The organism is Lentzea sp. NPDC003310, from assembly GCF_040610935.1.
Classification (GTDB): Bacteria; Actinomycetota; Actinomycetes; order Mycobacteriales; family Pseudonocardiaceae; genus Lentzea.
In genome coordinates this window covers 223,964-244,847 of sequence record NZ_JBEXNC010000007.1, presented here as the reverse complement: position 1 = coordinate 244,847, position 20,884 = coordinate 223,964, and the positions used below count along the sequence as shown (strand labels likewise).

Below are 20,884 nucleotides of genomic sequence, written 5' to 3'. Positions count from 1 at the left end.
CATGGCGTAGGGAGAGACATGCTGACGATCGACGGTATTCCGCTTCACCCGTTGCTGGTGCACGCGGTGGTCGTGCTGCTGCCCCTGGCGGCGCTCGGTTCGGTCGCGATCGCGCTGGTCCCGCGGTGGCGGCAGAAGTACGCGTGGCCCGTTCTCGGGGTCACCCTCGCCGGTGTCGCCGCTGTTCCGGTGGCCAAGCAGGCCGGTGAGGACCTCCAGGCCGCGCTCGAGAGCAGGGTCGGGCCCAACCCCGCCATCCAGACGCACGCGGACCTCGGGACGACGTTGCTGCCCATCGCGCTCGGGTTCGGCGTCGCGGTGATCGCGCTGCTGGTGGCCGGGCGGCTCGCCGACCGCGAACGGCAGGCGGAGGCACCCACCACGAAGACGTGGCGGGTGGTCTCGGTCGTGGTGTCCGTGCTGGTCGTGCTGCTGGCCGTCGGCACGGTCGTGCAGACCGTGCGGGCCGGTCACAGCGGGTCGGAGGCCGTCTGGAGCGGTGTCGGGAGCTGAAGCGGGGCCGTCGCCGACTGCTTCAGCGTGCGCGTGACCGTGCAGAACTGCTCCACGGCGCGGCGGACGACGACCTCCAGCGCCTCGGGGTCGTCCACGGCGGACAGGTCGTACGAGAGCGTCACCGGGATGGAGATCACCTCGTTGCCGCTCTCGGACTGGACCGCGTCCGCCTCCGCTGTCAGCTGATCGCCGCCTGTTCTGCGCAGGATCACTGTCTCCGACGTCACCACCGCGCACCCGGCGGCGGCCGCGACCAGCAGTTCCACCGGGCTGAACGAGCCCTCCTGGCCCTTGCGGCCGATCCTGACCGACGCACCGCGGCCGTTCGTGGCGACGAACTCGTGCTCGCCCACGCGCTCCAGGTTGATCATGTCCGCTCCCCCACCTCGTACCGGCCGCCCTGCACGACCAGCTCACTCGGCCCGCCGAACGCCGACCGGGCCTCCTCCAGCACGTCCTCGCGCGACGTCCACGGCGGCACGTGCGTGATCAGCAGCCGACCGGCCCCCGCCCGTGCGGCCAGTTCGCCGGCCTCGCGTCCGGACAGGTGCAGGTCGGGCTGGCGGCCGGGAGCGTGCGTCCAGCTCGCCTCGCTCAGCAGCACGTCGGCCCCCTCGGCCAGGGTGTCCAGCGCCGCGCACGGGCCGCTGTCGCCGGTGTAGGCGAACGTCGCTCCGCCGCACGAGATCCGGAACCCGTAGGCCTCGCAAGGGTGTGCGACCACCGCCGAGTCCACTGTGAACGGTCCGATCTCGACCCGCGAGCCCAGGCCGTGGAACTCGAACACGTCGCCGAAGTCCAGCGCCGACCGCTCGGCCTCGTTCGGCGCGTACGCCGCCACGAACCGCGAGGGGGCCTCCTGCGGGGCGTAGACGGGCAACCGCGCGGACGGCGGCGACGGGTGGTACTTCCGCGCCACGTAAAGGGAGGACACGTCGACACAGTGGTCGGGGTGCAGGTGCGAGAGCACCAGCGCGTCCATCGAGAACAGCGGCCGCTCCTCCTGGAACCGCGACAGCACGCCGTTGCCGAACTCCAGCGCCAGCGTGAACCCCTCGGCCTCCAGCAGGTATCCCGACGCGGCCGCGCCGGGGCCGGGGATGCTGCCGGAGCACCCGAGCACGGTCAGCAGCACGTCAGCCCCACTGTTCGAAGGTCGGCAGGAACCGCGACGCGAGCTTCGCGAACCGCTCGGGCGGTCCGGTGCAGGTCACCCGGTGCACGGCGGGCTCCACGGCGAACTCGTCCCGCTCGGTCAGCAGCCGCACGACGTCCTTCACCGTCTCCTCGGCGCTCGACACCAGCGTCACGTGCTCGCCCATCACGATCTGGATCACGCCCGTCAGCAACGGGTAGTGCGTGCAGCCCAGCACGACCGTGTCGACCTCGGCGCGCTGCAACGGTTCCAGGTACGCCTGCGCGAGCCCGAGCACCTGCCGGCCGGAGGTGATGCCGCGCTCCACGAAGTCGACGAACCGCGGGCACGCCGCCGCCGTCACCGTCACGTCGCGGGCCGCCTGGAACGAGTCCTGGTAGGCGTGCGAGTTGATCGTGCCGAGCGTCGCGATCACGCCGACGCGGCCGGAGCGGGTCGTCATCACCGCGCGCCGCACGGCCGGGAGGATCACCTCGACCACCGGCACGTCGTAGCGCTCGCGGGCGTCGCGGAAGCAGGCGGCGGACGCGGTGTTGCACGCGATCACCAGCATCTTCGCGCCTTCGTCCACGAGCCGGTCGCAGACCTCCAGCGCGTGCTTGCGCGCCTGCGCGATCGGGAGGGGTCCGTACGGACCATGAGCCGTGTCGCCGATGTAGTGGATCGACTCGCCCGGCAGCTGGTCCATGATCGCGCGGGCGACGGTCAGGCCGCCGACGCCCGAGTCCATGATCCCGATCGTCACGCGGTGAATGTAGCCGGTGTCGTGGTCCGCCGGTTGTCGCGAGAAACACCCCAGGCAGCGAGAACGCCACCGATTGCGCCGAACAGGTGGCCTTCCCAGGACACGCCCGGCTGGCCCGGCAGCACGCCCCACAGCGCGGCGCCGTAGAGCGCGAACACGCCGACCGCGATCACCAGCTGCAGCCACGAGCGCGCGAAGACGCCGCGCACCAGCAGGAACGCGAGGAACCCGAACACGAGCCCGGACGCGCCGATGTGGCTGCCGGGGCTGCCGAACACCCACACGCCCAGCGCGGACGACAGCCAGATCACGGCGGTGATCTGCACGAACTGCGCCAGCCCGCCCGAGGTCGCGAGGAACCCGAGCAGCAGCAACGGAACCGCGTTGCCGGTGAGGTGGCTCCAGTCGCCGTGGATCAACGGCATCCAGAGCAGGTTGTCCCATTCACTGAAGTCACGCGGCCGCACGCCGTCGTCCTCGAGCGAGCCGCCGGTCGCCACGTCGAAGGCCTCGACGACGTAGAGGAAGCCGACGAACCCCGCCACGACGAGCAACGACAGCACTGGGTGCGGCGGGATGACCCGTTTCGCGAGCGCGGTGCGGTCCACACGTCCAGGGTACGTGCCCTTTAGGGTGGTTGGGTGTCGATCGAAGTAGCGGTGCGCGCATCCGCCCAGCTGGGCGAAGGCCCGACGTGGGACCACGGCAGTTCCACCTTGCTGTGGGTGGACATCCTCGCCTCCGAGGTGCACCGGTACGCACCCGCCCGCGACGACGACGCGGTGCTGACCGTCCCCCAGCACGTCGGTGCCGCCAAGCCCCGCGCGCAGGGCGGCATCGTCTGCAACCTGCGCGACGGCATCGCGCTGATCGACCGCGACGGCGCCAAGTCCTGGCTCGTCTACTGGGCCCGCGAGGGCGTGCGCGGCAACGACGCCGGCGTCGACCCGTCGGGCCGCCTGTGGGCCGGCACCATGCGCTACGACCAGGCCGCGGACGAGGGCTGGCTCGCGCGGATCAGCGGTGACGGCAGCGCGAAGGTCATGCTGGACAAGGTGAACACGAGCAACGGCGTCGGCTGGAGCCCGGACGCGACGCTCATGTACTACATCGACACCCCCACGCGCCGCATCGACGTCCTCGACTTCGACAACGCCTCCGGCACGGTTTCGAACCGCCGGCCGCTCACCCACGTCGGCCACACCGAGGGCTGGCCGGACGGGCTCACGGTCGACGCCGACGGGTGCGTGTGGGTCGCGCTGTGGGGCGGTCGCGCCGTGCGCCGGTACACCCCGGACGGCGAGCTGGACCGCGAGATCGAGGTCCCCGTCGACAACCCGACGGCGTGCTGCTTCGGCGGTGCGGACTTCACCGACCTCTACGTGACGTCGGCGCGCACCGGGCTGTCCGATCAGGCACTGATGGACCGGCAGCTCAACGGGTCGGTGCTCGTGCTGCCCGGCGTCGGCCAGGGCGTGCCCGGCGTCGCGTTCAACGGGTGAGCTCCCCCGAATAATCAGTGCTCACGACGTGAGCCGACGAGATACGATCGCCTCGTCGGCTCAACGTCAGTTTATGAGCATCTGGGGGGATGCAACATGAGTGAAGACGACCACGCCTGGAAGGGCGCTCTGTAACTCACGCCCAGAGGTGGCCGTCGAGCTTGGCGGCCGCCTCGTCCAGCGTTCCCGCGTAGGCACCGGTGGACAGGTACTTCCAGCCGCCGTCGCACACGATGAACACGATGTCCGCGGACTTCCCCGCCACCTCGGCCTTCTGCGCCACGGCCAGCGCCGCGTGCAGGATCGCGCCCGTCGAGATGCCCGCGAAGATGCCCTCGGACTCCAGCAGCTGCCGGGTGCGGCGCAACGCGTCGTAGGACCCGACGGAGTACCGCCCGGTCAGCACCGACTCGTCGTACAGCTCCGGCACGAAGCCCTCGTCGAGGTTGCGCAGGCCGTAGACCAGCTCGCCGTACCGCGGCTCGGCGGCGATGACCTGCACGTCCGGCTTGGCCTCGCGCAGGTACCGCCCGACGCCCACGAGCGTGCCCGTGGTGCCGAGACCGGCCACGAAGTGCGTGATCTCGGGCAGGTCGGCGAGGATCTCCGGACCCGTGCCGCGGAAGTGCGCGTCGGCGTTGGCCGGGTTCCCGTACTGGTAGAGCATGATCCAGTCCGGGTTCTGCTTCGCGAGCTCCTTCGCCGTGGCGACGGCCTGGTTCGACCCGCCGGCGGCAGGCGAGAACACGATCCGCGCGCCGTACGCCTGCAGCAGCTGCCGGCGCTCGGTCGAGGTGTTCTCGGGCATCACGCACACGAGGCCGTAGCCCTTGAGCTTCGCGGCCATCGCGAGCGAGATGCCGGTGTTGCCGGACGTCGGCTCCAGGATCGTCGCGCCGGGACGCAGCACACCGTCCCGCTCCGCCGCCTCGATCATGGCCAGCGCGGGCCGGTCCTTGATCGAGCCGGTCGGGTTGCGGTCCTCGAGCTTCGCCCAGAGGCGCACGTTCTCGGACGGCGACAGGCGCGGCAGGCCGACCAGCGGCGTGCCGCCCAGCGCGTCCAGGAGCGAGTCGTAGCGGGCCATGGGGAGGATCAGCCGCCCGCGACGGCCGGGAGGATGGTGACGTTGTCGCCGTCCTTCACCGCGGCCTCGAGGCCACCGGAGAAGCGCACGTCCTCGTCGTTGACGTAGACGTTGACGAAGCGGTGCAGCGAGCCCTCCTTGACCAGGCGGGCCTTGAGGCCGCCGTGGTTGTTCTCCAGGTCGTCGATGACCTCGGCGAGCGTCGTACCGCTGGCGGACACCGACTTCTCGCCCCCGGTGTGGGTGCGCAGGATCGTCGGGATCGACACGGTGACTGCCATGGTGGTTCTACCTCCGGGAAACGTAACTCAGGATTCGATGATCTTGACCGGTTCCTCGGTCACGACACCGTCGACGATGCGGTACGACCGCAGCTCGTGCTCGATCGGGTCACGCGTGGAGACCAGGACGTAGTGCGCCTGGGGCTCGTTCGCGAACTTGATGTCCGTGCGGGACGGGTAGGCCTCGGTCGCGGTGTGCGAGTGGTAGATGACCACCGCTTCCTCGTCGTTGGCCTGCATCTCGCGGTACACCTTGAGCTGCTCGGCGGCGTCGAACCGGTAGAACGTGGGGGACCGCTCCGCGTTCTCCATCTCGATGATGCGCTCGGGACGATCGGAGCCCTCGGGCCCCGCGATCTGCCCGCACGCCTCGTCGGGATGGTCGCGGCGCGCGTGCGCCACCATCGCGTCCACCAGGTCACGGCGAATCACCAGCACGCGCTCAATCCTACGGGCTGGCGGGAGTTGTCTCGGTATGCGAGATACCCACGTCATCCTCCTTGTTTTAGCTATGGCTTATATTAGTGGTCGCTACTACAGTGGCCGCCGTGCACGCGTTCGACGTACTCGCGGACCCGGTCCGCCGGCGGATCCTGGAGCTGCTCGCCACCGGTGAGCGGGCGGCGGGCGACGTCGGCGAGGTGGTCCAGGCGGAGTTCGGCATCACCCAGTCCGCCGTGTCGCAACACCTCAAGGTGCTGCGCTCGAACGGGTTCGTCGAGGTGAGACCCGCCGGCACGCGACGGCTGTACGCGGTCGCGCCCGACCCGTTGCGGGAGATCGACGCGTGGCTCGACAACTTCCGGCGGTTCTGGGAACCGCACCTCGACGCGCTCGCCACCGAACTGGCTCGGGGCAGGCGGGAACGCAGACTGGAGGCAGAAGGTGACTGACCGGTCCTACGAGGACGGCAGGCTCGTCGTCCGCAGGCAGGTCGTGCGTTGCGACCGACCCCGCGAGATCGGCCTGACCTGGGAGACGAGCGGCGGCGTCACCGAGGTGCTGCGGTGAGGTTCACCAAGGAGGTCGTGCTCGAGCAGCCGATCGAACGGGTGCGCGTCCTCACGTCCGACCCGGCGCACCTGCACAAGTGGCAACCGGACCTGGTCGGCATCACCCAGCACAGCGACACGCCCGGCGTCGCCGGCTCGACCGCGACCCTGAAGTACCCCAGGTTCACGCTGGAGGAGACCGTCCTGTCGGCCACCGCCGACGAACGGGTCTCCCGCTACGAGACGCGCGGCATGGTCCACACGATCGCGAACCGGTACTCGGCACTCGACGACGGCCGCACGCTGCTGGTCTGCGAGAACGAGTTCGAGCTGTCCGGGCTGCTCAAGCTCGGCCGCCGGGTGCTGGAGAAGTCGCTGCGCGAGCAGGTCGAGACCAACGTCGAGAACTTCAAGGCGTTCATCGACGCCGGCTGAGCACCACCACGAGGTAGAGGGCCAGCAGGGCCACGCCGCGCCGCCGTTGCCCCTGGTCGAGCCCGCGCCACGCGGCCAGTTCCGCCCAGGCGGCCAGCGGCGTGGCGGCCACGCCCAGCTTCATCAGCACCTTCCCCACCGCCGGCGGCACGAGGAACGCGGCGGCGAAAAGCCCCGCGGGCGCTACCACCGCGAGCTCCCTGCCGGGGATCTCCCGCGCCGCGCCGGGCGGTGCGAGCTCGGAGACGACACCTGCTGCCTGGTCGATCACATCGGTCATGCGCGGGGGTTACCCGCTCAGAGGTCGCGGAAAGCCCTCACACCGTGCGAAGTGGTCGCCTCGCGCACCCCGGAGACCACCGCCTCCGCGAACATCTCGGCCGCCGCCGCGCACAACGCGTCGAGCGCGAACGCCCGCGGCTCGGCGAGCGGCACGGCTCCGGTCGCCAGCGCGAACACCGTGTCGCCGTCGAACATCGAGTGCGCGGGCCGCACGGCTCGCGCCAGTCCGTCATGCGCGGCCATCGCGAGCCGCTGACACTCCGCTTTGGACAGGTCCGCGTCGACCGCGACCACGCCGATCGTCGTGTTGAGACCGGCGGACGGCGGCGGGGGCAACGTGACCGGCGTGGTGCCGAGCGACGGCAGCCAGGGCAGGCCGGACGCGCGGTCGACGACCTCGCCGGACGCGTTCACCACGGCCAGCGCGCCGATCCGGTGGGCGCCGACGGTGGTCGACGCGACCCCGATGCCGCCCTTCAGCGAACCGCAGCGCGCACCGGCACCCGCGCCGACGCAGCCCAGCTCGAAGGTCTCGGACGCCGCCTCGCAGGCCGCGTGGCCGAACGACGAGTCCGGCCGGTTGCCCCAGTCCGACAGCGGCAGGTCGAAGATCACCGCGCCCGGCACGATCGGCACGACGTGGTGCGGTTCGGCGCCCACCCGGAAGCCGATCGAGCGTTCGGAGAGCCAGCGCATCACGCCGTCGGCCGCCGCGAGCCCGTACGCCGACCCGCCGGACAGGCAGATCGCGTGCACCTGCTGGACCAGGTTCGCCGGGTCCAGCAGGTCGGTCTCGCGGGTGCCGGGCGCGCCGCCGCGGCTGTCCACGGCAGCGACCGCACCGGCCGGCACCAGCACGACGGTGGTCCCCGTCGCCCAGCCCTCCTCCAGCCGGTGGTGGTGGCCGACGAGGACGCCGGGGATCACGGCATCATCGCTTCGACCAGGGTGTCCTGCACCCAGGTCAGCCAGTGGTAGACGCCGAGGTGCGGTGACCTCGGGTCCTCCGGCGGCAGCTCGTCCGGCATGTCCTCGGTGACGTCGAGCGCCGTCCCGAGGGCCAGACGCACGTCGTTGAGCGACGCCATCCAGGCCTCGGCCTGGGCGATCGACAGCCGCAGCTCACCGCCGTCGGGCGAGCAGGTCTGCAACACGACCTCGGCCGCGGCCGTCTTGTGGTCCAGGAGCTCCGGTTCGTGCAACGAGCGCAGCGCCGAGGCCGAGTTGACCTCGTCCGGGTCGGGCGCGTCGTCGTCGAGGCGGTGGAAGTCGGGCAGCAGCCTGCCCAGGATCGGGTCGTCGGGAGCCTCCGACGGGCCCGTCCTGATGCCCGTGAGCTCCGCCAGCTCGTCCTGGGGCGCCTCCTCGGCGCGGGCCAGCAGCATGTCCTGGATCTGGCTGACCAGACCGCGCACGACCGCGGCCTCCTGCCGGTCGAGCCGGCCGACGACGACGTCGCCGTCGCGGATCCACCTCTTCACGAGGACCGCTGCATGGTCGCCCAGAGCCCCGCCGCGTGGAGCTTCGCCACGTCGGCCTCGACCTTGTCCTTCGTTCCCGATGTCACGATCGCCTTGCCCTTGTGGTGCACGTCGAGCATCAGCTTGGTCGCATGGTCCCTGCTGAACCCGAACAGCTTCTGGAACACGTACGTCACGTAGGACATGAGGTTTACCGGGTCGTTCCAGACCACGGTCTGCCAGGGTCGGTCCTCGGCGGCGACTTCCTCACCGACGGCCTCCGGCTGCGTCCGTTCCTGTTCGACGGGCGTGGTCATACCGCCAATGGTGTCATGTTCGCCGCAGTGACGGAGACCGCGTGCGGGTAAACCGGATGCGACCTTAGGGTTGGTGACCATGACCTCGACGGCGTTGCTGACCGACCACTACGAGCTCACGATGCTCGCGGCCGCGCTGCGTGACGGCACTGGTGACCGTCCGTGCGTGTTCGAGCTCTTCGCGCGCCGGTTGCCCAACGAACGGCGCTACGGCGTCGTCGCGGGCACCAACCGGCTGCTCGACGCCATCGCGGAGTTCCGCTTCGGCGACGAGGAGATCGACCAGTTGCGCCGCAACGCCGTGGTCGACGATTCGACCTTGGAATGGCTCGCGAACTACCGGTTCTCCGGCGAGATCGACGGCTACCCCGAGGGCGAGCTGTACTTCCCGGGCTCGCCGGTGCTGACGGTCCGCGCGTCGTTCGCCGAGGGTGTCGTGCTGGAGACCCTGGCCCTGTCGATCCTCAACCACGACAGCGCGATCGCCTCGGCCGCCGCCCGCATGGTGACCGCCGCGAACGGCCGTCGCATGATCGAGATGGGCTCGCGCCGCACGCACGAGGAGGCCGCTGTGGCCTCCGCCCGCGCGGCGTACCTGGCGGGCTTCACCGCGACGTCCAACCTGGAGGCGGGGCGCCGCCACGGCATCCCGACGGCCGGCACGTGCGCGCACGCGTTCACCCTGCTGCACGACTCCGAGGAGCAGGCGTTCCGCAGCCAGGTCGAGGCCCTCGGCGCGGGCACGACGTTGCTGGTGGACACCTACGACATCACCAAGGGCATCGAGACGGCCGTCGCGGTGGCCGGTCCCGACCTCGGCGCGATCCGGATCGACTCGGGCGACCTGGGCGTGCTCGCCCGCCAGGCCCGCGACCAGCTCGACTCGCTGGGCGCCCGCACCACCCGCATCGTCGTGTCCGGCGACCTGGACGAGTACTCGATCGCCGCCCTGCGCGCCGAGCCGGTGGACGCGTACGGCGTCGGCACGTCGGTCGTGGTCGGGTCCGGCTCGCCGACCGCCGGCATGGTCTACAAGCTGGTCGAGGTCGACGGCCGCCACGTCGAGAAGCGCAGCACGTCGAAGCAGTCGCGCGGCGGCTGGAAGAAGGCGCTGCGCCGGCACAAGGACACGGGCACGGCGTTGGAGGAGGTCGTGTTCCAGGCGTCCTCCGAGCCGGAGCTCGGGCCGCACGACCGGCTCGTGCAGGTGCCGCTGATGCGCGGGGGCAAGGTCACCGACGAGGTCCCCACGCTGGAACAGGGCCGCGAACGCCTGCGCGCGGCCCTCGTGAGCGTGCCGTGGGAGGGCCTCAAGCTCTCGCGCGGCGAGCCCGCGATCCCGACGATCTACCTGGAGAGCTGACATGACCAAGGCACTGATCGTCGTCGACGTGCAGAACGACTTCTGCGAGGGCGGCTCGCTGGCCGTCGCCGGGGGCGCCGCCGTCGCCGCGGCCATCTCGCAGCACATCGCCACCTCGGCGTACGACCACGTGGTGGCGACGCGGGACTACCACGTGGACCCCGGTCCGCACTTCTCGCTGACGCCGGACTTCATCGACTCGTGGCCGGTGCACTGCGTGGCCGGCTCGCCGGGCGCGTCGTTCCACCCGGAGCTCGACGTGTCGGGGATCGAGCAGGTGTTCTCGAAGGGCCGCTTCGCCGCCGCGTACTCGGGGTTCGAGGCGGAGAACGACCTCGCGGGCTGGCTGACCGACAAGGGCGTGACCGAGGTGGACGTGGTCGGCATCGCGACCGACCACTGCGTGCGCGCCACGGCCCTCGACGCGCACCGCAACGGCTTCCGCACGACGGTCCTCGTGGACCTGACGGCGGCGGTCGCCCCGACGACCCGCGACGCCGCCGTCGAAGAGCTGCTCGCCGCGGGTGTCCGGGTCTCCTAGGGAGTGGGCGAGCAGGCCACCGTGCCGACGGTGACGCTGCCGGTGTAGCCGGACGACGGTTCGAAGGTGATCCTCAGCAGCGTCATCGCGAGGCTGCCGTCGTTCGGCACCGGGAACACCGTGTCGGTGAACTTCGCCTTGGCGAGCACGGTTCCGTTGCTCGCCTTGATGTCGTGCACGTAGCCGGACGGGATCTGCTGCGGCAGCCCGGTCCACCCGGACATGCCCTTGAGCTCCCAGCCCGCGGTCGTGCTCTTCTCGTCGGCCGCGCAGGTGACCGTCCACGACGCGATCTTGAGCCGCGGCCCCTTCAGCCCCGGCGCGGCGAGCGCGGACAGGTCGAAGCCCGTCCCCTTGGCCTCCGACCTGGTCTTCGTCAGGAACTGCGCGGGGTCCACCACCTCGGTCGTGCAGGCGGAGGTGGTCTCGCCGATCTTCAGCCCCGTCCGGCTCACGGCCGGGCTGGCCCCGGTGACGGTGCCGGCCGCCTCCGGGTTCACGTCGCACACCGCGAGCGGCGCGACCTTGAACGCCTGGTCCGCCTTGGCGAAGTCGGCGGAACCCGACGACGCGCTCCCGGGCGGGTTGGCCGCGAGCGCGGGGGCCGCGGTCGCGAACGTCAACGCGACCACAGCGCCTGCGATCGAAATCCTGCGCACTTTTCGCATTGCCTCGTTTCCCACGCGCCCGATAATGGTTGGCTCGCGCCGCGCTGATAACAGCCCAGCGCGCCATGTCACCCTTTCGTGTAGGCAATTTCCCGGTCGGGTGACCCGCGTTCTCGTCAGCGGACGCCGACCAGCGTGGCGTACGGCTCCCGGCGCGGCAGGGCGGTCGGCAGGCCGGCCAGCCTCTCGAGGGCGGCGCAGACCCGCACGGCGGCACGCCCGTCGCCGAACGGGTTGCGCCCCAGCGGAAGCCGCAGCCGGGAGCCGAGCACCCAGCCCGCCTCGGCGAGGATGCGGGTGGTGTCGGTGCCGACGAGCCAGGCGCACCCGGCGTCGACGGCGAGCATGCGTTCGGTCGTCTCGCGCAGCACCAGGACCGGCACGCCGAACGTCGGCGCCTCCTCCTGGATGCCACCGGAGTCGGTCAGCACGAGGGCCGCGCGCCGCAGCACGCGCACCAGGTCCGGGTAGTCCAGCGGGTCGGTGATCACGACGCGCTCGTGCCCGCCCAGCAGCGACACGACCTGTTCGCGCACACCGGGGTTCGGGTGCGCGGGGATGAGCACGTGCAGGTCCGGGTGCCGGTCGGCGATGGAGCGCACGGCGTTGAGCACGCGCATGAGCGGGCGGCCCCACGACTCGCGGCGGTGCACGGTGACGAGCATGAGCCGCCCGCCGGTGGCGTCGAGGCTGCGCTCCAGCGCCACGAGGTCGGGACTGGAGGCGGGCAGGTCGGCGGCCGCGACGCGCTGCACGGCGTCCACGACGGTGTTGCCGGTGACGACGATGTGGCTGTCCGGCAACGACTCCCCGTTGAGCGCGTTCGCCGCGTCGTCGGTCGGCGCGAGGTGCAGCGAGGTGATGCGGGAGATCATCTGCCGGTTCCCCTCCTCGGGGAACGGGCCGTAGAGGTCACCGGTGCGCAGACCGGCTTCCAGGTGTGCCACGGGGATGCCGCGCCAGTACGACGCGAGGGCCGCGGCGAGCGTCGTCGTGGTGTCGCCCTGCACGAGGGTGACCGAGGGGTCGCGCTCCTCCAGCAGTGCGTCGAACTCGGGCAGCAGCCGGGAGACCAGCTCGGCCTGCGTGCCCGTGGTGCGCGGCACGTCCAGCCGCACGTCGGGCACCAGGTCGAACGCAGCGAGGGCCTGCTCGACCATGCCGGAGTGCTGTCCGCTGTGGACGATCGTGGGCCGCAGGCCGGGGTGCCCCTTCAGGGCGATGGCGACCGGGGCGATCTTCAGTGCCTCTGGCCGGGTACCGGCCACCAGCAGAACCTCTTTGCTCACCGTGACGTCCTCTTTCTCGCAGGGGGACCGGGAGGCCCGCCTCCGGGGCCGGGGGCAACCACCGGAGGCGGACCGATTCAGCCGGCTCGGTTCGGTCTGATTCGGACGGGGACCGCGCGCCGCCGCTTCCGCGCCGAGTGCAGGAGAAGCGCACCCGCGACGAGGAGGACGACCCCGGCGGAGATCCACCACGTCACGTCCGCGCCGGTGACCGCGAGGGCACCCACGCCCGTGCCGACACCCACGCCGGTACCGGGGACCTTGTACATCCGCCGCTCTCCTCGGTCAGGCCGCGGTCAGCGACGCGCGGCGGCGCAGCGCCACGAAGGCGACCGGAGCGGCGACGACACCGAGCAGACCCAGGCCGATCCACAGGCCGGCACCCGACGCCATCGGGATGGGCAGGCCGGCGGGACCGCACGTGGCCGACGAGATGATCACGTCGCCCGTGCCGATGGAGCCCAGCACGCCCTGCAGCAGCTTGATGTGGATCGCGTTCACGGTGAGGCTGCCGTCGTTGTTCTTGATCTGCTCGTTGAAGATCACTTCAGCGATCTTGATGCCGGCGAGCTGCACGTCGAGCTTCGTGTTGGCAGCCGGGTCGGCGTTCACCTGGCCGAGCTTGCCGAGGTTCACGCCCGCGAGCTTGGTGGCGCCGGCCAGACCCTTCTGGGTCGCCGTGCACTCCGCCTCGACCAGCTCGGCGGAGATCTTGCCGGTGACCTTGGAGAGCAGGTCGACCCGGACGTCCGCGGTGCTCGCCCGCGAGGTCACCCCACCGGACTTCTCGTCCCGGGACGCGGACGCGTTGATGAGCCCGGTCTTGAGGATCCCGGTGAGGTCGACGCCTGCGAACGTGTTCTGCGTGGGGCCGTTCGCATTGGCTGCGGCGAACGGTTCCGCGTTGACCGCGGGGTTGCCGAGCAGCGTCACGTTGAGCTTCGCACCGTAGGCCGAGGCGTCCCCCGGAGCGGCAGAAGCGGGTGCGGCACCGACCAGGAGTGCGGCAATCGCGATGACTCCAGCCAGTCCCGTCATTCGGACACGCATGAAACTCCTTCCCTTGATTCCTCCGGCCCCAGGGCGCGTTGATACCGATGTGGTTTCACGCTTTCCGGGGGCAATTACCGGCATCGGCTTTCTTTCGAGGGAACTGAGGGTTACTCCCCGTATCGGGCGACACGACCACTCGACTTGCCCAATCGGCGCCACTCATCGTGGGGTTTTAGATCAATTTCCGGTCACGGCGTCACCCGATCCGGGGGTATGGGATGACGTTGCGTCTACCGATGGAACGTCAAGTAGCCCGTCTGGGCGCTCCCTCATCGGTGGAAAGGATCTTCGGGTGACGCTTGCCGTGCGCCGCACCGCATTCCCGAGCCGGGTGACGGTGGTCGCCCTGCTCGCCGTGGCGGCAGGACTCGTGTTCGCACACCGCCTCTACCGCACGGCGGAGATCTCGCTGTCGGGCGCGGTGCTGAGCGTCATCAGCTCCTACGGCGTGGACGTGGTCCCCGAGCGCCAGACCGTCTACTTCGGACTCGGTTCGGACACCCCGCTGGGGCTGCGGATGACACCGGAGTGCACGTCCGCGTTCCTGGTGCTGCCGCTGATCGTGGTGGGCGCGGTGATGATCGCGCTGCGGCCGCGGATCCAGTCGCGCGTGCTGATCGCGCTGGGGGTCGCCGCGCTGGCCGTGGTGGTCGTGAACCAGTTCCGCGTGCTCACGCTGGTGGGCCTGGTGAACTGGCTCGGCGTCGACACCGGCTACTACTGGGGCCACACGCTGCTCGGGTCGATGGTGAGCGTGTTCGGTGGCGCGGCCGCGCTGGTCGCGTTCGTCTGGCTGGCCACGCGGAAGTGAGCCTCGACCTCGTTCTCGGGTTCACGCAGGCGCTCGCGCTGACGATGAGCGTCGCCTTCGTGACGTACGTGTTCGTGATCGTGGTGCCGTACCTGAAGCGCAAACCGGCGCCCGTGGGCGATCCGTCGTCGTTGGAGTGGCACTTCTTCGTGCCGTGCCGCGACGAAGAGGCCGTCATCGGTGACACGATCCGTTATCTGAGGGGCACTTTCCCCATCGCGCACGTGTGGGTCATCGACGACGACTCCGACGACAGCACGGCCGGCGTCGTGCGGATGTTGAAGCGCAACGGCGGTGTGCGCGACCCGCAGATCCACCTCGTGCAACGCCAACGCCCCTATGCCCGCACCGGCAAGGGCAACGCGCTGAACGACGCCTACCGCACGTTGAAGATGTGGATGGGACGACGCGCGGACGCGGACCGCGCGGTCGTCGTGGTGGTGGACGCGGACGGGCGTCCGGCGCCGAACTGCCTCGAGGTCTGTGCGGCGCAACACCTCTTCGGCAACCCGCGGATCGGTGCCGTGCAGGTGGACGTGCGGATGATCAACGCGGGCCAGCGGCAGCCGGGCGTGACGTGGTGGCGGCGCGCGTTCGGGGCCGGGCTCGTGCGGATGCAGGACCTGGAGTTCCGCACGGCCATCGCGGCGATCCAGATGTCGCGCGGCGCGACGGGCACGATCTCCATGGGCGGCAACGGCCAGTTCACCCGGCTGTCCGCTTTGGACTCGATCGCGGGCTCGACCGGATCGCCGTGGCGCGGCTCGTTGCTGGAGGACTTCGAACTCGGTGTGCACCTGCTGACCGAGGGCTGGCACACGGGTTTCTCGTTGGACACGCACGTGAACCAGGAGGCGCTCTACTCGTTGCGGCGCTTCCTCGCGCAACGCACCCGCTGGGGCCAGGGAACCATGCAGTGCATGCGCTATCTGCGGCGCATCTGGGACTCCGACCACCTGACCACGCTCGGTGCCGCGGAGATGATGTACTACCTCGCCCAGCCGTGGATGCAGCTGCTGGGCACGCTGATCTACCCGATCCCGATGGCGATGATGGCGTACCGGTTCGCGGTGTCGCCGTCCGAGGTCGTGACGTGGTTCTTCGACGGCGCCTGGATCCTCTTCACCGTGTACGGCGCGTTCGGGCTGCTGCCGTTCGTCCTCTGGGGACCGGTGTACCGCGCGCGCTGTGTGCCCGTGGGGTTCTGGAAGTCCATCGCGTACGGGTTCGGCTACGCGCTGTACATCTACACGTTCTACATCACGTCGTGGCGCGCGTTGATCCGTTTGGTGCGCGGCAACAACGGCTGGACCAAAACGAGGCGCAACAAGGAACGCGTGGCGGGCAAGGTCGCGTTGGATGTGTGACCGGTCACTTTGTGGAGATCGAACAAAGACGTTCTCCAGTTACGCTGGTTAACCTCAGGTTCTCTTAGCTCTGGGGAGGGAACCGTGACTCTCGCACTCGCGCCTCGTCGCACCGTGCTCGCCGATTTCGTGCCGGGCGCACTGGCCCGCGATCTGACGTTGATCGTCGCCGGTGCCGCCCTCACCGGTCTGGCCGCCCAGGTGGCGCTGCCGATCCCCGGCAGCCCGGTGCCGTTGACGGGCCAGACGTTCGCCGCCCTGCTCGTGGGTGCCTCGCTCGGCTGGCAGCGCGGCGCGACGTCCATGCTGCTGTACCTGATCGCGGGCGTCGCGGGCGTGCCGTGGTTCCAGGGCGGCTCGTCCGGCGTGCCGGTCTCGCTCGGCTACGTCGTGGGCTTCGTGTTCGCCGGCGCGCTGGTGGGCTACCTGGCCGGACGCGGCGGCGACCGCACGCCGTTGCGGACCGTGGGCCTGATGGCGCTGGGCAACCTCGCGATCTACTCGGTCGGCGTGCCGTGGCTGATGGCCGCGACCGGCATGTCGTTCGCGAAGGCCCTGACCGTGGGCGTGCTGCCGTTCCTGATCGGGGACGCGCTGAAGATCGCGCTGGCCGCGGGCCTGCTGCCGGGAGCCTGGGCGCTCGTGCGCCGTCGGTAGCTTGGTCGTGTGATCACGGACTACCTGTCGTTCCTGGATGCGCGCCTGCCCGGTCTCGTGGCAGGCGCGCATCTTTATGGCTCCCGCGTGCTGGACGACGTCGTCGCCGACTCGGACCTGGACGTCGTGGTCGAGGTGTCCCGTTTGGTCGAGGTGCCCTCTTTCGAGGGTGCCGACGTGACGGTGGTGCTCGCCGGTTCGTTGGAGAGGCCGGTTTCCGACGTGACGCCGTTGGCCGGCGAGGTGACTCCCGTGCTGTGGCAACAGTTGCGGACCGTCGGTCAGACCGTGCGCGGCACACGGCCGTCGTGTCCCCTGGACGACGGCGACGTGGAGGCCTACTGCCGCGCGAACCTCGTCGAGTACTGGGACCGCCTGTTCACCGCGGTGCGCGCCATGCCCTCGCTGACTCGCGGCGACATCCTCTGGGTGGGCCTGGGTCCAGCACGGCTGTGGCACACCATCCGGACGGGCGAGATCGTCAGCAAGTCCCGCGCCGGTGAGTTGGCCGCAGCGCGTTGGCCCGATCTCCCCCTTCTGGACGTGGTCGCCGCACGGCGCGACCCCTCCGTGTCCCTGACCGCGTCCCACGCCCAGGCCGCCGTGGACCTGTTCGACCGCATCAGGGCCGACGTAACGACGTGAGGTCCGCGGCCGAGAAATCCGCGTGACGACGCATACCCCCGAAGAGCTGGGCTGTCTGACCGGCGGCCCGGCCCGTGCCGCCGAGGTGGCCGTGGCGAGCCTGATCCAGGCGGGCCTGGTCCGGGTCTCGCGCGAGGGCGTGCTGAGCGCCGTCCACCTGCCGGGCCGACGCCCCAACACGCCGTTGGAGGCGCAGATCCACCAGGGCCTGCGCCACGGCCGGCACCTGAACGACGTCGTCTACACGGCGTTCGGCTCCCCCGAGGCCGAGGGCCTGCGCGCGCACCTGGTCAACCGGGGCCTGCTGCGCCGGCGCCGTTCCCACCGGCCCCGCCTCTACCCGTGGCTGTTCCTGCTGGGGACGGTGCTCCTCGTCGCGGGCGTGCTGAGCGCCGTGGCCCCGGAGCTCCTGACAGACTTCCTGGACTTCGCCCCGTCCCTGACCGGATTCCCGTTCTGGTATTACCTCGCGGCGGGCGGCTTCGCGATGGTCTGGGCCTCCGTGCTCTCGGCCCGCGATCCCGGCCGGCTGCGGACGCGCGCGGGCTACGTCGCGGTGAAGCGGGCGCAGCGCCGCGCGGACTCCCGCGACCCGCTCGGGGCGGTGGCGGTGCGAGGGCTGCGGGGCAAGGTCGGCGGGGTCGCGGTGGCGGGGATGTTCGGGCTGTCCGCGGTGGTGGTCGGGACGCTGCCGTCGCGGGACACGTCGTCCAGCAGCAGTTGCGGGGGTGGGTGCTCGTCCAGTTCGTGCGGGGGCGGGGACAGCGGTGGAGGGGGCTGCGGCGGTGGATGTGGTGGCGGGGGCGGTGACTGAGGCCGCGCTTCCCGGGCTCGCCGCCCCTTCCCGGCCGCGCCCCGTCCCGGCCGCGCCCCTCCCCAGCCGCGCCCCTCCCCAGCCGCGCCCCTCCCTAGCCGCGCCGCTTCCCTCCGCGTCCCTCCCTTCCGCGGTCCACTCCTTCCCGGCCGCGCCGCTTCCCTCTCGCCCTCCCTCTCCGCCGCAGCCCCTCCGCACCGCCCCTCCAGCACTCCGCCCCTCCTCCCCCTTCGAACACGCGGGTCCGGCGAGACTGTCGGACCTGACGGGTACGGTCTGTCCCGTGCCTGAAGTTCCCCCCACCGTGAGCCTGCTCGAGACCGCCGTCCACGCCGTCGGCGGTGCGGAGCGCCCTGGTCAGGTGGAGATGGCCGAGGCCGTCGACCACTCGATCCGCACGGGCGAGCACCTCGCGGTGCAGGCCGGCACGGGTACCGGCAAGTCGCTCGCCTACCTGGTGCCGTCCATCCGGCACGCGGTCGCCGAGGACGAGACGGTGGTGGTCTCCACCGCCACGATCGCGCTGCAGCGGCAGCTGGTGGACCGGGACCTGCCGCGCCTCGCCAAGGCGCTGAAGAAGGACCTGGGGCGCGAGCCCACGTTCGCGATCCTCAAGGGCCGCAGGAACTACCTGTGCATGCACCGCGTGCACAACGGCGCGCCGGACGAGCCGGAGGAGGACGCGCTGTTCGACCCGTTCGCGGTGTCGAAGCTCGGGCGCGAGGTGAAGCGGCTGCACGAGTGGTCGTCGGACACCGAGACCGGCGACCGCGACGAGCTGGTGCCCGGTGTCAGCGAGCAGGCGTGGCGGCAGGTCAGCGTCACGGCCCGCGAGTGCCTCGGGGTCAGCAAGTGCCCGATCGGGTCCGACTGCTTCGCGGAACGGGCGCGCGCGGAGGCGGGCAAGGCGGACGTGGTGGTCACGAACCACGCGATGCTCGCCATCGACGCGTTGGAGGGCTACCAGGTGCTGCCCGACCACGACGTGGTGGTGATCGACGAGGCGCACGACCTGGTGGACCGCATCACGTCCGTGGCCACGGAGGAGCTCAGCGGCTCGAGCGTGTCCATGGCCGCGCGCCGGTGCGGGCGGCTCATCGACCAGGACATCGCGGACCGGCTCGCGGAGGCGAGCGACGGGCTGGCGATGATCCTCGAGGACATGCCGTCGGGCCGGCTCGACGCTCTGCCCAGGGCTCTCGCGGGTGCGCTCGCGGCCACCCGCGACGCGGCGCACAACTGCATGTCGGCCATGGGGTCGGAACGGAAAGAAGACCCGGACGGGGCCACGGCGCGCAAGCTCGCGCTGGCGTTGCTCGAAGAGGTGCACGACTGCGCGGTGCGGGTGCTGGAGGCGTTCGACGAGGAACGCGACGTGGTGTGGGTGTCCGGCGACTTCAACCAGAAGGCGCCCAGCCTCCGGGTCGCGCCGCTCGGCGTCGGCGGGCTGCTCCGGGAACGCCTCTTCGCCAAGCGCACCACCGTCCTCACGTCCGCGACGCTCACGCTCGGCGGCGCGTTCGACACGATGGCGCGTCAGTGGGGGCTGCCGCCGTCGGAGAAGGTCCGCAAGATCGAGGGCGCGGCCACCGAGAAGGACATCGACGGTCCGAAGTGGAGCGGCCTCGACGTCGGCTCACCGTTCGCGCACGGCACGAGCGGCATCCTCTACGTGGCACGGCATCTGCCGCAGCCGGGCCGCGACGGCCTGCCGCCGGAGTACCTCGACGAGATCGAGGCCCTGGTGAACGCGGCGGGCGGCCGCGCGCTCGGCCTGTTCTCCTCGACGCGGGCGGCGAAGGCGGCCACGGAGGCCCTGCGCGACAAGCTCGAGTACCCGATCCTCTGCCAGGGCGACGACGCGACGGGCCTGCTGGTCAAGAAGTTCTCCGAGGACGAGCGCACGTGCCTGTTCGGCACGCTGTCGCTGTGGCAGGGCGTCGACGTGCCCGGCCCCAGCCTGCAGCTCGTGATCATGGACCGCATCCCGTTCCCGCGCCCGGACGACCCGCTGGCCTCTGCCCGCCAGAAGGCGGTGAGCTCGCGCGGCGGCAACGGCTTCCTGACCGTCGCCGCGACGCACGCCGCCCTGCTGATGGCCCAGGGCGCCGGCCGGTTGCTGCGCTCGATGAACGACAAGGGCGTGGTCGCCGTCCTCGACCCGAGGCTCGCCACCGCCCGCTACGGCGGGTTCCTGCGCGCCTCGCTGCCCCCGTTCTGGACGACGTACGACCCGGAGGTCGTCCGCGGCGCCCTCAAGCGCCTGGACGCGGCCCAGACCCGGTGATCCGCTCGATCAACTCGTCGCGGTAGGCCTCGGCCTCCGTCCGGTCCTCGGAGGCGTCGGCCCGCTTCAACGCGCCTTCGAGGATCTTCAACGCCTGCCGTTCGTTGCCGCGCGCGTCGGCCTGCCGTGCCGCGTCCTCCATGGCCTTCGCGAGCTTCGTCCGCGCCTCGGGCTCCTGCTCGGCCTTGCTGACCCGGATCCAGTTGCCGCCGGGGTCCACGACGGTGAACCCGGTGTACCGGTCGTTGCGCAGCCGCGGCCGGGTCATCCGCGGGATGCCGGAGACGAGCACCTTGCCGTGCACCGCGCGCATCCCCGCCGCGAACGCCTCGAACAACGGGCCGGTGTCCTCGACGATGATCACGCACGTGCTGTGCGACTCCTCCGGAACGTGTCCGGGCATCCCGTAGAAGTGCAGGTTGATGTCCTCACGCCGCATGGCGACGTACGGATTGGGCTTCATCTGCCGGTACGTCTTGGAGAAGCCCAACATCTCGTAGAAGGCCGCCATTTCGTCGATGTCGACGCACGGCAGGAGGGGGATCGTCAGTTCGTTGGCCACCGCCCGAAGCTAAGCCCGGTCCTGCGAAAACGACACGGAGCTATTTGCTCAAGC

At 70.8% G+C, this 20,884-nt stretch carries 29 protein-coding genes; 13 read left to right on the top strand and 16 right to left on the bottom strand.

The window, feature by feature from the left end:
- The first annotated feature begins 18 nt into the window (after nt 1–18).
- The gene (locus ABZX02_RS16310) at nt 19–513 is read left to right on the top strand and encodes a DUF2231 domain-containing protein (RefSeq protein WP_355298846.1); all 495 of its coding nucleotides are present in this window, start codon (nt 19–21) and stop codon (nt 511–513) included.
- Here ABZX02_RS16310 and ABZX02_RS16305 read toward each other — a convergent pair.
- From ABZX02_RS16305 to ABZX02_RS16290, 4 genes are read right to left on the bottom strand one after another with little or no spacing between them, the layout of a single operon-like run.
- The gene (locus ABZX02_RS16305) at nt 471–887 is read right to left on the bottom strand and encodes an OsmC family protein (protein WP_355298844.1); all 417 of its coding nucleotides are present in this window, start codon (nt 885–887) and stop codon (nt 471–473) included. The genes ABZX02_RS16310 and ABZX02_RS16305 overlap by 43 nt on opposite strands.
- Nucleotides 884–1,651 carry an MBL fold metallo-hydrolase gene (locus ABZX02_RS16300; RefSeq protein ID WP_355298842.1) on the bottom strand — a complete coding sequence of 256 codons (768 nt, stop codon included), beginning with the start codon at nt 1,649–1,651 and terminating at the stop codon, nt 884–886. Before ABZX02_RS16300 ends, ABZX02_RS16305 begins: the two co-directional genes overlap by 4 nt.
- Before the next feature lies 1 nt (nt 1,652).
- On the bottom strand, nt 1,653–2,402 hold the full coding sequence (gene murI / locus ABZX02_RS16295; protein ID WP_355299147.1) for a glutamate racemase: 750 nt from the start codon (nt 2,400–2,402) through the stop codon (nt 1,653–1,655).
- Nucleotides 2,403–2,413: 11 nt separating this feature from the next.
- Complete coding sequence (locus ABZX02_RS16290; RefSeq protein ID WP_355298840.1) at nt 2,414–3,025, bottom strand: rhomboid family intramembrane serine protease; 612 nt, start codon at nt 3,023–3,025, stop codon at nt 2,414–2,416.
- Between the two features lie 33 nt (nt 3,026–3,058).
- Between ABZX02_RS16290 and ABZX02_RS16285 the strand changes: the two genes are divergently transcribed.
- Nucleotides 3,059–3,919, top strand: a complete 861-nt coding sequence (locus ABZX02_RS16285; protein WP_355298838.1) for an SMP-30/gluconolactonase/LRE family protein — start codon at nt 3,059–3,061, stop codon at nt 3,917–3,919.
- A gap of 136 nt (nt 3,920–4,055) precedes the next feature.
- Here ABZX02_RS16285 and ABZX02_RS16280 read toward each other — a convergent pair whose 3' ends face one another.
- Genes ABZX02_RS16280 through ABZX02_RS16270 form a run of 3 tightly spaced genes read right to left on the bottom strand, consistent with a single transcriptional unit; the run spans nt 4,056 to nt 5,725 of the window.
- On the bottom strand, nt 4,056–5,006 hold the full coding sequence (locus tag ABZX02_RS16280) for a cysteine synthase (RefSeq protein ID WP_355298837.1): 951 nt from the start codon (nt 5,004–5,006) through the stop codon (nt 4,056–4,058).
- 8 nt (nt 5,007–5,014) lie between these two features.
- A complete protein-coding gene (locus ABZX02_RS16275; RefSeq protein WP_355298835.1) occupies nt 5,015–5,287 on the bottom strand; it encodes a MoaD/ThiS family protein in 273 nt (90 codons plus the stop codon).
- Between the two features lie 27 nt (nt 5,288–5,314).
- Complete coding sequence (locus tag ABZX02_RS16270) at nt 5,315–5,725, bottom strand: M67 family metallopeptidase (protein ID WP_086661214.1); 411 nt, start codon at nt 5,723–5,725, stop codon at nt 5,315–5,317.
- Nucleotides 5,726–5,835: 110 nt separating this feature from the next.
- Here ABZX02_RS16270 and ABZX02_RS16265 point away from each other — a divergent pair, with 110 nt between their 5' ends.
- The 3 genes from ABZX02_RS16265 to ABZX02_RS16255 are packed head-to-tail and all read left to right on the top strand — an operon-like array spanning nt 5,836 to nt 6,714.
- Nucleotides 5,836–6,180, top strand: a complete 345-nt coding sequence (locus tag ABZX02_RS16265) for a metalloregulator ArsR/SmtB family transcription factor (RefSeq protein ID WP_355298833.1) — start codon at nt 5,836–5,838, stop codon at nt 6,178–6,180.
- On the top strand, nt 6,173–6,298 hold the full coding sequence (locus ABZX02_RS16260; protein ID WP_355298831.1) for a hypothetical protein: 126 nt from the start codon (nt 6,173–6,175) through the stop codon (nt 6,296–6,298). The genes ABZX02_RS16265 and ABZX02_RS16260 overlap by 8 nt, the downstream gene beginning before the upstream one ends.
- Entirely contained in the window at nt 6,295–6,714 is a 420-nt protein-coding gene (locus ABZX02_RS16255; protein ID WP_355298829.1) for an SRPBCC family protein, read from the top strand. The genes ABZX02_RS16260 and ABZX02_RS16255 overlap by 4 nt, the downstream gene beginning before the upstream one ends.
- On the opposite strand, the gene ABZX02_RS16250 is transcribed toward ABZX02_RS16255, so the two are convergent.
- Genes ABZX02_RS16250 through clpS form a run of 4 tightly spaced genes read right to left on the bottom strand, consistent with a single transcriptional unit; the run spans nt 6,698 to nt 8,773 of the window.
- Nucleotides 6,698–6,994: a hypothetical protein gene (locus tag ABZX02_RS16250; RefSeq protein ID WP_355298827.1), complete on the bottom strand. Its 297-nt coding sequence runs from the start codon at nt 6,992–6,994 to the stop codon at nt 6,698–6,700. The two genes, ABZX02_RS16255 and ABZX02_RS16250, sit on opposite strands and share 17 nt — an antisense overlap.
- Before the next feature lie 17 nt (nt 6,995–7,011).
- Nucleotides 7,012–7,923: a P1 family peptidase gene (locus ABZX02_RS16245; RefSeq protein WP_355298825.1), complete on the bottom strand. Its 912-nt coding sequence runs from the start codon at nt 7,921–7,923 to the stop codon at nt 7,012–7,014.
- The gene (locus tag ABZX02_RS16240; protein WP_355298823.1) at nt 7,920–8,477 is read right to left on the bottom strand and encodes a DUF2017 domain-containing protein; all 558 of its coding nucleotides are present in this window, start codon (nt 8,475–8,477) and stop codon (nt 7,920–7,922) included. Before ABZX02_RS16240 ends, ABZX02_RS16245 begins: the two co-directional genes overlap by 4 nt.
- Entirely contained in the window at nt 8,474–8,773 is a 300-nt protein-coding gene (gene clpS / locus ABZX02_RS16235) for an ATP-dependent Clp protease adapter ClpS (RefSeq protein WP_285638104.1), read from the bottom strand. Before clpS ends, ABZX02_RS16240 begins: the two co-directional genes overlap by 4 nt.
- A 79-nt stretch (nt 8,774–8,852) precedes the next feature.
- Between clpS and ABZX02_RS16230 the strand changes: the two genes are divergently transcribed.
- Complete coding sequence (locus ABZX02_RS16230) at nt 8,853–10,136, top strand: nicotinate phosphoribosyltransferase (RefSeq protein ID WP_355299145.1); 1,284 nt, start codon at nt 8,853–8,855, stop codon at nt 10,134–10,136.
- A gap of 1 nt (nt 10,137) precedes the next feature.
- Complete coding sequence (locus ABZX02_RS16225) at nt 10,138–10,677, top strand: isochorismatase family protein (protein ID WP_355298821.1); 540 nt, start codon at nt 10,138–10,140, stop codon at nt 10,675–10,677.
- Here the strand turns inward: ABZX02_RS16225 and ABZX02_RS16220 are convergent.
- The 4 genes from ABZX02_RS16220 to ABZX02_RS16205 form a co-directional block, all read right to left on the bottom strand.
- Nucleotides 10,674–11,336: a hypothetical protein gene (locus ABZX02_RS16220; protein ID WP_355298819.1), complete on the bottom strand. Its 663-nt coding sequence runs from the start codon at nt 11,334–11,336 to the stop codon at nt 10,674–10,676. The two genes, ABZX02_RS16225 and ABZX02_RS16220, sit on opposite strands and share 4 nt — an antisense overlap.
- A gap of 125 nt (nt 11,337–11,461) precedes the next feature.
- On the bottom strand, nt 11,462–12,634 hold the full coding sequence (gene wecB, locus ABZX02_RS16215; protein ID WP_355298817.1) for a UDP-N-acetylglucosamine 2-epimerase (non-hydrolyzing): 1,173 nt from the start codon (nt 12,632–12,634) through the stop codon (nt 11,462–11,464).
- A gap of 77 nt (nt 12,635–12,711) precedes the next feature.
- Entirely contained in the window at nt 12,712–12,903 is a 192-nt protein-coding gene (locus ABZX02_RS16210; protein WP_355298816.1) for an LPXTG cell wall anchor domain-containing protein, read from the bottom strand.
- Between the two features lie 16 nt (nt 12,904–12,919).
- On the bottom strand, nt 12,920–13,684 hold the full coding sequence (locus ABZX02_RS16205) for a choice-of-anchor P family protein (protein ID WP_355298814.1): 765 nt from the start codon (nt 13,682–13,684) through the stop codon (nt 12,920–12,922).
- A 295-nt stretch (nt 13,685–13,979) separates the two neighbouring features.
- Between ABZX02_RS16205 and xrtP the strand changes: the two genes are divergently transcribed.
- The 6 genes from xrtP (at nt 13,980) to ABZX02_RS16175 (ending at nt 20,268) form a co-directional block, all read left to right on the top strand.
- Entirely contained in the window at nt 13,980–14,498 is a 519-nt protein-coding gene (gene xrtP, locus ABZX02_RS16200) for an exosortase P (RefSeq protein WP_355298813.1), read from the top strand.
- Nucleotides 14,499–14,542: 44 nt separating this feature from the next.
- Nucleotides 14,543–15,865, top strand: coding sequence for a glycosyltransferase (locus ABZX02_RS16195; protein WP_355299143.1), 1,323 nt, complete (start codon nt 14,543–14,545; stop codon nt 15,863–15,865).
- An 84-nt stretch (nt 15,866–15,949) separates the two neighbouring features.
- Complete coding sequence (locus ABZX02_RS16190) at nt 15,950–16,522, top strand: biotin transporter BioY (protein ID WP_355298811.1); 573 nt, start codon at nt 15,950–15,952, stop codon at nt 16,520–16,522.
- Nucleotides 16,523–16,531: 9 nt separating this feature from the next.
- The gene (locus ABZX02_RS16185; protein ID WP_355298809.1) at nt 16,532–17,167 is read left to right on the top strand and encodes a nucleotidyltransferase domain-containing protein; all 636 of its coding nucleotides are present in this window, start codon (nt 16,532–16,534) and stop codon (nt 17,165–17,167) included.
- Nucleotides 17,168–17,189: 22 nt separating this feature from the next.
- On the top strand, nt 17,190–17,981 hold the full coding sequence (locus tag ABZX02_RS16180; protein ID WP_355298807.1) for a TIGR04222 domain-containing membrane protein: 792 nt from the start codon (nt 17,190–17,192) through the stop codon (nt 17,979–17,981).
- Nucleotides 17,982–18,348: 367 nt separating this feature from the next.
- Complete coding sequence (locus ABZX02_RS16175; RefSeq protein WP_355299141.1) at nt 18,349–20,268, top strand: ATP-dependent DNA helicase; 1,920 nt, start codon at nt 18,349–18,351, stop codon at nt 20,266–20,268.
- On the opposite strand, the gene ABZX02_RS16170 is transcribed toward ABZX02_RS16175, so the two are convergent.
- The gene (locus ABZX02_RS16170) at nt 20,237–20,830 is read right to left on the bottom strand and encodes a hypothetical protein (RefSeq protein WP_355298805.1); all 594 of its coding nucleotides are present in this window, start codon (nt 20,828–20,830) and stop codon (nt 20,237–20,239) included. The genes ABZX02_RS16175 and ABZX02_RS16170 overlap by 32 nt on opposite strands.
- Nucleotides 20,831–20,884 lie beyond the last annotated feature (54 nt).

What these genes read in the sequence shown, in the direction of transcription:
- ABZX02_RS16310 (WP_355298846.1), top strand. Translation starts at nt 19, where the DNA reads ATGCTGACGATCGACGGTATTCCGCTTCACCCGTTGCTGGTGCACGCG.
- ABZX02_RS16305 (WP_355298844.1), bottom strand. Translation starts at nt 887, where the DNA reads ATGATCAACCTGGAGCGCGTGGGCGAGCACGAGTTCGTCGCCACGAAC.
- murI (WP_355299147.1), bottom strand. Translation starts at nt 2,402, where the DNA reads ATGGACTCGGGCGTCGGCGGCCTGACCGTCGCCCGCGCGATCATGGAC.
- ABZX02_RS16280 (WP_355298837.1), bottom strand. Translation starts at nt 5,006, where the DNA reads ATGGCCCGCTACGACTCGCTCCTGGACGCGCTGGGCGGCACGCCGCTG.
- ABZX02_RS16275 (WP_355298835.1), bottom strand. Translation starts at nt 5,287, where the DNA reads ATGGCAGTCACCGTGTCGATCCCGACGATCCTGCGCACCCACACCGGG.
- ABZX02_RS16250 (WP_355298827.1), bottom strand. Translation starts at nt 6,994, where the DNA reads ATGACCGATGTGATCGACCAGGCAGCAGGTGTCGTCTCCGAGCTCGCA.
- clpS (WP_285638104.1), bottom strand. Translation starts at nt 8,773, where the DNA reads ATGACCACGCCCGTCGAACAGGAACGGACGCAGCCGGAGGCCGTCGGT.
- ABZX02_RS16230 (WP_355299145.1), top strand. Translation starts at nt 8,853, where the DNA reads ATGACCTCGACGGCGTTGCTGACCGACCACTACGAGCTCACGATGCTC.
- ABZX02_RS16225 (WP_355298821.1), top strand. Translation starts at nt 10,138, where the DNA reads ATGACCAAGGCACTGATCGTCGTCGACGTGCAGAACGACTTCTGCGAG.
- ABZX02_RS16210 (WP_355298816.1), bottom strand. Translation starts at nt 12,903, where the DNA reads ATGTACAAGGTCCCCGGTACCGGCGTGGGTGTCGGCACGGGCGTGGGT.
- ABZX02_RS16205 (WP_355298814.1), bottom strand. Translation starts at nt 13,684, where the DNA reads ATGCGTGTCCGAATGACGGGACTGGCTGGAGTCATCGCGATTGCCGCA.
- ABZX02_RS16195 (WP_355299143.1), top strand. Translation starts at nt 14,543, where the DNA reads ATGAGCGTCGCCTTCGTGACGTACGTGTTCGTGATCGTGGTGCCGTAC.
- ABZX02_RS16175 (WP_355299141.1), top strand. Translation starts at nt 18,349, where the DNA reads ATGGCCGAGGCCGTCGACCACTCGATCCGCACGGGCGAGCACCTCGCG.